Source organism: Deltaproteobacteria bacterium (genome assembly GCA_029860075.1).
In the GTDB taxonomy this organism is placed as follows: domain Bacteria; phylum Desulfobacterota; class JADFVX01; order JADFVX01; family JADFVX01; genus JAOUBX01.
Map to the genome: position 1 here is coordinate 35,398 of JAOUBX010000016.1, position 12,072 is coordinate 47,469.

12 protein-coding genes and 1 pseudogene are annotated in these 12,072 nt (G+C 43.8%); 1 reads left to right on the plus strand and 12 read right to left on the minus strand.

Annotation, left to right across the window (positions count from 1 at the left end; all coding sequences use genetic code 11):
* Positions 1-5: 5 nt before the first annotated feature.
* The 8 genes from yidC to OEV42_06920 form a co-directional block, all read right to left on the minus strand.
* Positions 6-1,625, minus strand: a complete 1,620-nt coding sequence (gene yidC / locus OEV42_06885; GenBank protein MDH3973987.1) for a membrane protein insertase YidC — start codon at positions 1,623-1,625, stop codon at positions 6-8.
* Between the two features lie 32 nt (positions 1,626-1,657).
* On the minus strand, positions 1,658-1,864 hold the full coding sequence (yidD, locus tag OEV42_06890; GenBank protein MDH3973988.1) for a membrane protein insertion efficiency factor YidD: 207 nt from the start codon (positions 1,862-1,864) through the stop codon (positions 1,658-1,660).
* Positions 1,864-2,238 (minus strand): ribonuclease P protein component, encoded by a 375-nt coding sequence (rnpA, locus tag OEV42_06895; protein ID MDH3973989.1) that lies wholly within the window; start codon positions 2,236-2,238, stop codon positions 1,864-1,866. The genes yidD and rnpA overlap by 1 nt, the downstream gene beginning before the upstream one ends.
* A 16-nt stretch (positions 2,239-2,254) precedes the next feature.
* Positions 2,255-2,404 (minus strand): 50S ribosomal protein L34, encoded by a 150-nt coding sequence (rpmH, locus tag OEV42_06900; GenBank protein ID MDH3973990.1) that lies wholly within the window; start codon positions 2,402-2,404, stop codon positions 2,255-2,257.
* A 159-nt stretch (positions 2,405-2,563) separates the two neighbouring features.
* Complete coding sequence (locus tag OEV42_06905) at positions 2,564-4,405, minus strand: YgiQ family radical SAM protein (protein MDH3973991.1); 1,842 nt, start codon at positions 4,403-4,405, stop codon at positions 2,564-2,566.
* 194 nt (positions 4,406-4,599) lie between these two features.
* A complete protein-coding gene (gene topA, locus OEV42_06910) occupies positions 4,600-6,861 on the minus strand; it encodes a type I DNA topoisomerase (GenBank protein MDH3973992.1) in 2,262 nt (753 codons plus the stop codon).
* A gap of 8 nt (positions 6,862-6,869) precedes the next feature.
* A complete protein-coding gene (gene dprA, locus OEV42_06915; protein MDH3973993.1) occupies positions 6,870-7,985 on the minus strand; it encodes a DNA-processing protein DprA in 1,116 nt (371 codons plus the stop codon).
* Positions 7,986-8,047: 62 nt separating this feature from the next.
* The gene (locus tag OEV42_06920; GenBank protein ID MDH3973994.1) at positions 8,048-9,103 is read right to left on the minus strand and encodes a LysM peptidoglycan-binding domain-containing protein; all 1,056 of its coding nucleotides are present in this window, start codon (positions 9,101-9,103) and stop codon (positions 8,048-8,050) included.
* A gap of 326 nt (positions 9,104-9,429) precedes the next feature.
* On the opposite strand from OEV42_06920, the gene ubiG reads away from it, so the two are divergent.
* The gene (gene ubiG, locus OEV42_06925) at positions 9,430-10,104 is read left to right on the plus strand and encodes a bifunctional 2-polyprenyl-6-hydroxyphenol methylase/3-demethylubiquinol 3-O-methyltransferase UbiG (protein MDH3973995.1); all 675 of its coding nucleotides are present in this window, start codon (positions 9,430-9,432) and stop codon (positions 10,102-10,104) included.
* Between the two features lie 228 nt (positions 10,105-10,332).
* Here ubiG and atpE read toward each other — a convergent pair whose 3' ends face one another.
* The 4 genes and pseudogenes from atpE to OEV42_06945 form a co-directional block, all read right to left on the minus strand.
* Positions 10,333-10,560, minus strand: coding sequence for an ATP synthase F0 subunit C (atpE, locus tag OEV42_06930; protein ID MDH3973996.1), 228 nt, complete (start codon positions 10,558-10,560; stop codon positions 10,333-10,335).
* A gap of 153 nt (positions 10,561-10,713) precedes the next feature.
* A pseudogene (atpB, locus tag OEV42_06935) lies at positions 10,714-11,325 on the minus strand (F0F1 ATP synthase subunit A).
* A 41-nt stretch (positions 11,326-11,366) separates the two neighbouring features.
* Entirely contained in the window at positions 11,367-11,807 is a 441-nt protein-coding gene (locus OEV42_06940) for an ATP synthase subunit I (GenBank protein ID MDH3973997.1), read from the minus strand.
* The gene (locus tag OEV42_06945) at positions 11,797-12,012 is read right to left on the minus strand and encodes an AtpZ/AtpI family protein (GenBank protein MDH3973998.1); all 216 of its coding nucleotides are present in this window, start codon (positions 12,010-12,012) and stop codon (positions 11,797-11,799) included. The genes OEV42_06940 and OEV42_06945 overlap by 11 nt, the downstream gene beginning before the upstream one ends.
* Between the last annotated feature and the right edge of the window lie 60 nt (positions 12,013-12,072).

A 12,072-nucleotide genomic window follows, 5' to 3' on the forward strand; every position in this document is an offset into this window, starting at 1 on the left:
GACCTCTAGGTTCTCTTAATAATGTAATACTGTTGAGCTATGGAAAGAATATTGTTTACAAGCCAGTAAAGAACCAGCCCTGAAGGGAGGTTCATGAACATGAAGGTAAATATGACGGGCATCATCATCATTACCTTTTGCTGTGTCGGGTCGGGCGCTGCAGGCGACATTTTCTGCTGAAGGAACATGGTAATACCCATAAGCAGAGGGGTAACATAGTAAGGGTCCTTGACCGACATGTCCATGATCCAGAAATGGAAAGGGGCGTGCCTAAGCTCGATGGCATTCATCAGAACATTGTAAAGCGCAATAAAAACAGGTATTTGCACGATCATAGGCAAGCATCCGCTCAATGGGTTTACTCGGTGTTTTCTGTAAAGCTCCATCACCTCCCTGCTCATACGTTCTTTATCATCTTTGTACTTTTCGCGGAGTTCCGTCATTAAAGGTGAAAGTTTCTGCATCTGCTTCATGGATTTATAACTCTTGTTGGCAAGAGGAAAGAAGATGATTTTAATGATGAGCGTCACCAGGATAATGGCGTAACCGTAATTTCCTGTATAAGAGTAAATGAGTTTAAGAAAACGAAGCAGCGGTTCGGCAATAGCGTGAAACCAACCCATGTCGATGGCTGCTTCCAGTCCTGAACCAACATCTTTCAAGCGATAAAAATCCTTGGGTCCTGAGTAGAGATTATATTGAAAAGAAATTTTGTCTCCCGCAGGGATGGAAAGCGATGAATGAACAAGTGAGGTCTCAATGAGCTTGTCAGAGATCCTTTTTGCTATGACCTTTCCCGAACTTCCCTTATTGGGAACCAAAGCCGTTACAAAATATTTGTTTTCAAGGGCAAGCCAGTCTATATCTGCGTCGACTGTGAAATGTTCTTCCTCAATATCGGTAAAGGATTCCTTTTCAATGTCATCTCCCTTTTTGACGGCAAGACCTATAAAGGTATACATGTCGCCTTCCACATTATCACGATCATAAAAATTAAGGGCCATGTCGCCCGTTACAGGAGCTGATGAGCCGTTAATCAAAGTTGTCCTAATGTCTATTTCATAACCGTCCGGCTTGAACGTATAACGTTTTTCAAGGGTAATGCCCTGAGGCGAGGACCAACTGTAGACAAGCGTATTTTCTCCCTCCCTTGACATGTCAAAAACCTTGTCTGTGCCGATTTGAGCAGCAGAAGAACTGAAGGAAAGGCTGAGAGGCAAGGGATCCCCCTTGCTCACATTTATTCTTTCAACATGGGAGGCTTCATCGCTCAATTCCTCTCTGTAGTCCTTTAGGGTGAGACTTTCAATTCCCCCTCCGCCAAGCGTGGAAATTGCAATAATAGCCTGATTATTTTCATATTTAAAGGACTCGGGCGCTTTGCTGACGGTTGCAGCTTTCGCCTTAACGACTACAGGCTGAGCCTGATCATTGACAGCTTTAGCAGATTCAACAGGGGAATCTGAAGCTGTTTTATCAGCTTCCTGACCCCTTTTTACTTTAAGCGCTTCCGCCTTGAGGCCGGCATCTGTCTGAGGTGCGGGAACGGGGGGGACAAAATAGTCCTTATAAATATAAATTACGAAAAAAGATAATACTATCGCCAGTAATGCCCTCTTATCCAATCGGTTTTTCTCCTTATATTATCGGGTTCAATTCATTTCGGTGGGTCATAGCCGCCCCGATGAAAGGGGTGGCATTTCAAGATCCTTATGAGTGAGGGAAAGATACCCCTTATACCTCTTTTTTCGAGGGATTGAAGGGCGTAATTGGAACAGGTCGGCTCAAACCTGCAAGAAGGCGGAAGAGCCGGTGATATTGCGTATCTGTAAAACTTTATGAGAGACTTTATTAGAAAGGTCATTAACCTCTATTCTCACTCAGTTCACTGAGAAGCCCCCTGCTGCCCAGTGCACTTTTTAACTCCTCTTTTACATCGGAAAAAGAGAGCCTCCAGGCGCCCCTGCCTGCTATGATAATATAATCCCTGTTATCTGCGAGGCGCTTCCGGTTTAATCTGAAAAATTCCCGGACCAGTCGTTTAACCCTGTTTCTCTGAACAGCTCCCCCTGTTTTTTTTGAGGCCGTTATGCCCAACCTGCGAAGGCCCTTATCATTCTTGCTGAATATAATAATAAAGTGCCTTGTTTTTATCTTTCGGCCTGCTGCTCCTATTCTTAAAAAATCTTCTCTTTTAAGTAACCTGTTGCCTTTTCTGAAAGAGCAGGTACCCATCATTACATTGTTAAAATATCTACTTAGATGGTGTTTGAACAGAAAGTCTCTTTCTTCCTTTGGCTCTTCTCCTTTTAATAACGAGCTTTCCGCCTTTTGTACTCATTCTTTTAAGAAAACCGTGTGTTCTGAGCCTGCTAATGTTACTTGGTTGATAAGTTCTTTTCATTTTCTTTTCCTTAAATGACTATGTTTAATAAACCGTAGATTATAAGACAAAAGGGGGCTGTTTTGTCAAGGACTTTTATAAAACTTTTCTTGCTATCTTCGCTATAAACAGATAAAACAGGTTATCCACCCTGGTGACCGGGAAGGGAAGGAAGAATAATTATGGCTTTCCAAAAAACTTCCCTATAAGCTCCTTTTTCCCCATATTTCTGAGTGCATTTATGATCCATGCCCTGTTTTCCTTTTTATACCAGAAGAAAAACCGGTTCTGGCGCATACGTTCATCTCTGCTTTTTGCAGAATAAACGGGCTTTAATGTATAGGGATCATAACCTGAGTAGTAAGTTACTGTTGACAGCGTCATGGGTGTAGGCGTGAAGTCCTGCACCTGTTCCAGCTTGAATCCTGTTTCCTTCGTCCGGGCGGCCATGTGGGCCATGTCCTCCGGTTCACAACCGGGGTGGCACGCTATAAAGTAGGGAACAATCTGCTGCCGGAGCTTTGCCTGTGACGTAATCCCGTCAAAGAGTTTTTTAAAAGATCGAAAAGCATTGTAGCCCGGTTTTCGCATCATTTTAAGGACCTTTTCCGATGTATGCTCAGGAGCTACCTTGAGCCGCCCCGAAACATGGTTCCTGATCAATGCTTCCGCATACTCGCTGTAACCGTTCTCCTCGTCACTTTCCGGCCTGTCTATAAAAAGATCATACCTGATACCGCTTGTCACAAAGGCTTTCTTGACTTTTTCATGGCTCGAGACTTCCCTGTAAATCTCTGTAAGCGCCTTATGTGAGGTGCCCAGATTATAGCAGATGGAAGGATAGATGCAGGAAGGCCTGGCGCATATATCACAAACAGACTGTACGATTCCCTTCATGCCGTACATGTTGGCCGAAGGACCGCCGAGATCACTGATGTAACCTTTAAAGTGCGGCATTTGCGCAATGGCTTCTACCTCATGAAGTATAGACTCTTTTGAGCGGCTTGCCACCATTTTTCCCTGGTGGGCTGAAATGGCGCAGAAGCTGCAGCCGCCAAAACAGCCTCTGTGCATATTGATGGAAAACCTGATCATCTCATAAGCCGGTATGGCCCCTCTTTTCCTGTATTTGGGGTGAGGGAGTCTCGTATAGGGCAGATCAAAGGAAGCGTCAATTTCCTTCTCCGTCATGGCAGGAAAGGGAGGATTAATGACAAGCATTTTATTTTGGACCTCCTGGACGATACGCCGGGCATAGACGCTGTTTGCTTCCTTTTCAATTATCCTGAAATTGGAAGCGTAGCTTTTCTTATGGCTGAGGCACTGCTGGTGGGATGCAAGGGAAACAGTCTCCCATTTTTTGTTTTTAGGCAGCGGTGATGATTTATCGATAAGTAAAGCTGTTTGTGGAATTGTCTGAAGCGATGTCATGGGCACACCCTTATCCATCAGTTTCAGAATAGCTCTTAAGGGTTGCTCCCCCATTCCGTATACAAGGAGATCGGCTCCGCTGCTGACGAGGATGGACGGGTTTAATGAGTCGGACCAGTAATCATAATGGGTGGCCCTGCGCATGGAGGTCTCCATGCCGCCAATAATGACCGGCACATGAGGGTAAAGTTTTTTTAAAATACGGCAATAGGCGGCAGTGGCGTAATCAGGCCTAAAGCCTGATTTTCCTCCCGGTGTATAGGCATCGTTCGATCTTAGCCTTTTGTTGGCCGTATAGTGGTTGACCATGGAATCCATACAGCCTGAGGTAACACCGAAAAAAAGTCTCGGAGCGCCAAATTTCCGGAAGTCCCTCAAATCATCACGCCAGTTGGGTTGAGCAATGATGGCGACGCGAAAGCCCGCACTTTCGATAATGCGACCGATAACGGCATGACCGAATGAAGGGTGGTCAACATAGGCGTCACCTGAGACAATAATGACATCAACCATTTCCCATCCCCTCTCTTCAATTTCCTTTTTTGTGAGAGGGAGATGTTTCCTTTCATGACTATGAAAAGGTCTCTTCATAAAAGCAGTAATAATAATCCTTTTTGAATGTCCATAAAATCTAGTGGATGCTGAATAAACAGGATAATTCTTACGGGATAAAAATCTTCCGCCACTTAAAATGGGAAGGCAGTCTTTGTTCTGATAACCCCCTCATTACTGAAAGAATGAGTATGGGCGCGATAAATTGGAAGTCAATTGGTTCAAAATTATGACTAATAAAGCTTCTCCTGGTCCTTCCCGGCTCGTTTATAACCGCAATCTTTATTAAGGCACCGGATAATATTACCCTCCTTTTTTGATTCCTTTTCCACAAGAAAGGCTGCGTCGCAAAGCGGGCAATTTTCCGGCAGGGGCTTGTCCCAGGTGGCAAAGGTGCATTTTGGGTATTCGGTACATCCATAAAATACCTTTCCTTTGCGGCTTCTTTTTTCACTCACTTCACCCTTGCCACAGTCAGGGCATGTTATGCCGAGGGTGATAGGCTTTGTACCCTTACAGTCAGGGTAGGTTGAGCAGGCCAAAAATCGGCCATATCTCCCTCTTTTAATAACCATCTGATTACCGCATACAGGGCAGTTTTCTTCGGTAAATTCCAGGGCCTCTACCACAACCTGGATATTTCCCGCTTCATCGCGGGTAAAGTTATGTGTATTCTTACATTCGGGATAATTGGGGCAAGCCAGGAATTCTCCCATTTTACCCCATTTGATAATCATGTTGGTGCCGCATTTATCGCAGACAATATCCGTTGGAATCTCTTCACGCTTGACATCTCTCATCTTAACTTTCGCTGATTCGAGAGCCTGACGGAAATTCTCATAAAAGAGCTTCATTGCCTTGAGCCAATCGGCTTTACCTTCTTCGATTTCGTCAAGTTGCCCTTCCATCCTGGCCGTAAATTCCACATTCATAATATCGGGGAAATTATCAACAAGCAGGCCTGTAACGAGCATACCCAGTTCAGTGGGATAGAAGCGTTTGCTGTCGAGACGCACGTATTCCCTGTCCTGAATGTTTGATATAATAGCCGCATAGGTACTGGGGCGTCCTATACCCTTATCTTCCAGCTCCTTAACGAGTGTTGCCTCTGAAAATCTCGGCGGCGGTTCGGTGAAGTGCTGCTTTGGCGTAATTTTTAGGAGTTTGAGCGCCTCTCCTTCTGAAAAAGGCGGCAATAATTTGTCTTTTTCGGAACTGTCTTCCTGGTCCTTTCCTTCTGTATAAATGGCCATAAATCCGGCGAACTTAATGACAGAACCTGTTGCCCTGAAAATCGCTTTGCCTGCTGCAATATCGATAGCAGTTTGATCCATTATGGCGGGATTGGTTTGGGAAGCGACAAAGCGGTTCCAAATCAGTTCATACAACCGGTATTGATCTCTTTCGAGATGTTTTTTTGCAAGCTCGGGCACATTTTTCATGGATGTCGGTCGAATGGCTTCATGGGCTTCCTGCGCACTTTTTGAACTTTTATATTGCCGGGGTGCTTTGGGCAGATAGTCGCTTCCGTACTTTTCCGAAATATAGTTTCTCACTTGGGCCAGCGCTTCATCGGCAATCCGTGTTGAGTCGGTTCGCATATAGGTTATGAGACCGACGGGACCCTGATCGCCGAAATCCAGCCCTTCATATAATCTCTGGGCCAGCATCATGGTTTTTTTGGCTGAAAAACCGAGTTTCCTTGCCGCATCCTGTTGAAGTGTACTGGTGATAAAGGGAGGAGAGGGATTTTTTCTGCGCTCCTTTTTATCGATCTTTTTTATAATATAAGAAGCGCCTTCTATAGAGCTTAAGAGTTGATCCGTTTCTTCCTGTGATTTAAGTTCAGCCTTTTTATTATCGATCTTAAGAAGTTTTGCTTCAACAGGCGGCGGAATGGATCCTTCCAGCAATGCCATCACGGACCAGTACTCACGGGGAACGAATGCCTTGATTTCCTTTTCTCTTTCACAAATTACCCTGACGGCAACGGATTGCACTCTGCCGGCAGAAAGGCCGCGTCTGACCTTATCCCAAAGAAGCGGAGAGATCTGGTAACCGACGAGCCTGTCAAGGATACGTCTTGCCTGCTGGGCTTCAAACTTGTCATTATTGAGCGGCAAAGGATGTTTGATGGCATCTTCAATTCCCCTTTTAGTAATTTCATTAAAAAGAACACGGGAAACCTTATCTTTTTCCTTAATCTCTGAAGCTATATGCCATGCAATGGCCTCCCCTTCCCTGTCAGGGTCAGGTGCAAGAAAGACCTTTTCGGCAGAACGGGCTTCCTTTTTTATATTTTTGATAATATTGCCTTTACCTTTGATGACGTCGTATTGGGGAGAAAAATTATTTTCTACATCCACACCAAGCGAACTTTTTGGCAGATCTTTTACATGGCCGACGGATGCCAGAACATTAAATTCCTTTCCCAGGTATTTTTTGATGGTCCTCGCTTTTGCAGGCGACTCAACTATGAGTAGAGACTTTGCCATTAATACTCCTATATTACTGTTTTTGAAAAGAATTTTCCGGGATGCTGTTTAATGGCTCCCATTAATTCAAGATTTAAAAGAAGCGTTGATAAGCGGGAAGAACTCCAGGTAGATTCCTTTATCAACTGATCGATATGAAGAGGCCCATTACCCAGCAGGGTAAGGAGTTTATCTTCGTCGGTGTTTAGTGAAAACGCAGCTTCTCTTCTTTTGTTCTCCTTTTGCCTGTTTACAGCTAATCCCGGCAAGAGATCGGACATGATCTCTTCAGGTTTTTCCACCAGCCTGGCCCCTTCTTTTATGAGGCTGTTTGTTCCCCTGCTTCTTGCTGCCGTAATATTGCCGGGAACAGCATATACCTCCCTGCCCTGATCAAGGGCGCATCTGGCTGTGATTAATGAACCGCTTCTTAAAGAGGCTTCTACGACAAGTACACCCATAGAAAGTCCGCTTATTATTCTGTTCCGCCTGGGAAAATTCTGGGGGTCAGGCGGAGTAGAAAGAGGAAATTCGGAAAAAACAGCCCCATTTTTCAATATCCTTCTAAATAAAGAGGCATTTTCAGCCGGGTAGATAAGGTCAAGCCCCGAGCCGAGAACGGCTATTGTTTTCCCACCGGCCTTTAATGCGCCTTCATGAGCTTTGGTGTCGATTCCTCTTGCCAGGCCGCTTACAATGGTTACACCTGAAGAGGCCAGCCTTCCGGCAAAGCTTGCGGCTGCATGGAGACCGTAGGATGAAGAAGCCCTTGAACCGACAATAGCCAGATTGCAGGAATCGAGATTCTTATAATCGCCTCCGGCATAGAGAATAATGGGTGGATCATAAATATTTAAAAGAGAAAGAGGATAATTATCATCCTGCCATGTAAGAATAGAAAATCCCAGACGGCCCGTTCTTTCTAATTCCCTGTCTATGCCGGTCCAGTCTCGAAAGGTAAGGATCTGACTTATCGATACCTCTCTTAACCCGTTAATCTCTTTCAGATCTTTTTCAGCCGAAGAAAATATATTTTTTGCCGTCGAGAATCGCTCAAGCAACTTTTTTGCCGTTTTACTTCCGACGCCCTTTATCCGGCTTAGTGCAACCCAGTATCTTGTATCTTCCTTCACATTATTCGACATTCAAAATAAAAAAGGCTGCGGTCCCGTTGCCGCAACCTCCCGGATTAATGATTATAAAGGTTTTACTGTAGAACAGCCTTGATGTGCTCGCCGGTTCTGATTTCCTGCACGGCATCGATTATGATGGCCGTAGAGGTCATTTTTTTGACCTGAAATACAAGCAATCTGCCGATAGTTTCTGCCGGCAGGGTATATTTACCCTTCCTGTGAGGGGGCTTGTAAATAGTAAAAATAAAACCTTCATCAACACCATGGTTTTTCCCTAAATCAATATAAACGACATCATTTTGGCCGTAAATGGTTATGGCTTCCATCGATGTTACAATATGGCCCTCAAGAGGAAGGCTCACCTCTTTTATGGTTATCTCATCAGGCAGGTTTTCCTTTTGCCTTATCTTATCATCCCGGGAGACCACATTAAATGATTCGACTATTTCTCCAGTAGTAATTCCCTGCGAAGTGTCGATAACCTTAATATGACCAAGCCTTTCGATTTTGTGGCCTAAATTCTTTCTTGTAACGGGATGGGTGATTTTTACCGTTGGTTTGAAAATGGATAATATTTCCCCTCTTTTTGCTTCCCTGTTTAAGGCCATATAGACAATATCGCTGTCTCCGAGCATTATTTTTTTATCAAGGGCATCAACAATTTTTCCGGAAGCCTTCATTTCTTCGGGAGATATCATTCCTGAAGATCTCAAATGCCTGATATTATACTTCTGTTTTTCGATTATTATTTTTGGTGTCGGTTCTTTAATCACCGGAGCTTCCTCAAGGGGTGCTTCTTCAGCCTCCACCTGTTCCTCCACTGGTTCAGCCTCCTCAGGTTGGCTTACCTCTTCCGGTACGGGAGCTGACCTGACCCGTATTTTGGGGGGGACAAGATTTATTTTATCGCCGGGATAAATAAAGTGAGCATTGGTAATGTAGTCATTCCACTGCCAGAGTTTTGGCCAAAAAAAAGGATTCTTCATATACTTTTCAGAGATATCCCATAAAGTGTCTCCCTTGACTACGATATGGTAATCCTTCCCTTCTTCTTCAGCTAAAACAGGTGATGAACCAAAAAGAATAATCGACAGCGCAGCTGCCGCATATAAAGATGGCTTTAAGGTCATTTAGTTGAGTTCCCTCGCTTTCTTACAGACACTACTTAATTTTGAAGATTAAACATAAACAAAAAACATTGTCAAGAAAATAAAGTTTTATTCCTCCTCTTCGGGAGCCCGATAAGTAAAGCCATTTAATGACATTGCTAAAGTGTTGATTAAAATAGTTTAACAGATAATTATTATAAAATAATGGCCTAAATTCTTGAAGTTTTTTATAGGGCGGTTTATTATAAGCCGGATTGAGGGTTATTAATACCTTCACAGATTGTGGTTTGCCATAAAGCGCTAACTGCCAATTCAGGGTTATTAAATTCAGAAAGGTTAATTTCAAAATGTCAGAAACTGAAAAGTTTAACAAAATGGGTAAAGACTGGTGGGATGAAAAGGGAAATATGGCGGCTCTTCATATGATCAATCCCATCCGTTTTGAATATTTCTCGGGCCGGCTGGGAAATCTCAAAGGAAAAAAGGTCCTTGACATAGGTTGTGGCGGCGGTCTCTTATCGGAGGAATTTGCAAAAAAAGGGGCCCATGTTACAGGAGTGGATCTCTCCCCCGTCGCTATCAAGGGGGCGCAGAAACATGCGGAGTCGAACGGTCTGAACATAGATTACCGTAACTGTTCTGTGGCAGATATTGAAGAGACGGATTTTGACATCGTTGTTTGTGCCGAAATGCTCGAACATGTCGATGATTTACCGAACATGATAGCCGACTCGTCTGCCCGGGTCAAAGAGGGTGGTTACTATCTTTTCGAAACCATTAATAAAACCATGTCAGCCTGGTTTCTGGCCATATTCATGGCTGAAAATGTGCTCAAATTTGTTGGAAAGGGAACCCACAGTTATGAGCGTTTTATCAAACCGAGCAGCCTGGCTAAACTTCTGTCAGCTAATGGAATTAGGGTAAAGGAAATAAAAGGTATGACCTTTAATCCTCTTGACTGGAAGTTCAGAATATCCAACTCTACATCGGTAAACTACATCGGGTACGGAAAAAAGGATTAATCCTGGAAAGGTCGGAGATCTCTGAGCAGATGGATCATCATTTCGACACAACCTGTTGATTCCACAATACTTTTAAAAAAATGCCAGCTTAAAATACACTCATGTGTTCAAGCCGGGCAGATTGCATTTCTGGTAAAAAAGTAAAACCAGGCATATAAAAAAAGAGCAAAAAAAGGCGAGCTATTCAGCTCGCCTTTTTATAATCTATGATTTACTAATCTGCTCTTATTACAGCATATCCTTAAATGGGTTAAGAAAGAGAAGAATAAGAGATACAACAAGCGCATAAATAGCAAGCGATTCAACCATGGCAAGACCGACAAGCATGGTTGTAAGGATCTTACCGGATGCACCGGGATTTCTCGATACACCTTCAGTAGCGCCCCTGATAGCATGTCCCTGGCCAATACCTGTACCGAGGGCCGCAAGACCAATTCCAAGGCCTGCTGCAAGCATAATTGCCGCGAGAGCTATAGGATTACCTTTGCCCCCCTCTTCAGCTGCCATGGCTACAGAAGCCGATGTCATCACGGCACAGATAGCGATAAATAACAGGTTACCAATCTTCTTAATCATTATTTTTCCTCCTTTCGTTTTTTCGATTAATTATTAGTGTGCCTCTTCCAAGGCTCCACTCAAATATATCATTGCTAAAAGGGCAAATACAAATGCCTGAATAAATGCTACAAGAAGTCCCATGATGGACATTACAACAGGTACCAGAAATGGCACCATAACCATGAGTACGATAACAACCAGTTCGTGACCTGTCATATTTCCAAAAAGCCTGAGCGATAACGAAAGTGGTCTGGCAAGATGACCTACGATTTCGATGGGCAGCATGAGCGGAGAAAGCCACCAAATTGGTCCTGTAAAATGCTTGATATAATGTAAGCCATGCTCTTTGAGGCCTATGATGTGTGTTAATACAAAAACGATAACCGAACAGGCAGCCGTTGTGTTGAGATTTGCCGTGGGAGGCATAAATCCCGGAATAAGACCGAGCATGTTAGAAATGAAAATAAAAAAAGCGAGCGTAGCTATGAGAGGAAAATAAACTACTCCTTTTTCACCCATGATCTCCGTCACCATACCGTGAATACCTGAAATGGTGATTTCGAAAACATTCTGAATTCCGCCCGGCACAAGAGCCATATTATTTAACATTATCCGTGCAAGAAACAGGAGCAGCAGTATGACGAAAACGCTCAGCGTTACGTAATCGGGAATACCCGGTATATGAAAAAAAATTATTGGATGCGTCATCTTTTATTACCTCCCAAACTTCCGATATAAAGGCTTATACCGGTAAATATCAATGTAGCGGGCACAAGAAAAAGCCCGATTGCAAGCGCCACGACGTCTACCAGCCCGTTTTTCAATAGATAGGCCAACAGAACGAACAGCAGCGCCAGCTTAAAATAGTAGCGCGCTATGATCAGTCCTTCTGTTTTTCTGCCCTCTTTTACGATTGCCGCAAAAAAACGCTCCAGTGATCTCTTCAAATCCCTGAAGTTAAGAAACGATATGAGCCCGCCAACGGCTATGCCTGTGGCCGACCTGGCGGAGAGAACAGCGTAAACCAGGGTGACCATCATTAAAAAACCCCAAAGGACGTTTCTTTCGATTTGTTCCTTCAGGGAATCGCTTAGATCTACTTTCCTTTCAGGGATCGCTTTTTCAGTATACGTCTCAGTTATCAATCTTCCTGACTTCCCTGAAAACATTCATGAATCCTGCGGCTATACCAAATGTCAAGAAAACTATTGTTAACCATGGTTTGGTTTGAAGCCACTTATCAAGGTATACTCCCATTGCAAGGCCTACAAAGGTCGAGACAACCATCTCTATACCTATTATGGAGACTTTAGCAAGTTGTCCGAAGAGGCCCTTTGTCTGTTTTTCCATTAGTCAGTCAATGAGCGAAAAAGGGGAAATATAGCAGAGAGCGAAAATAGTGTCAACTGT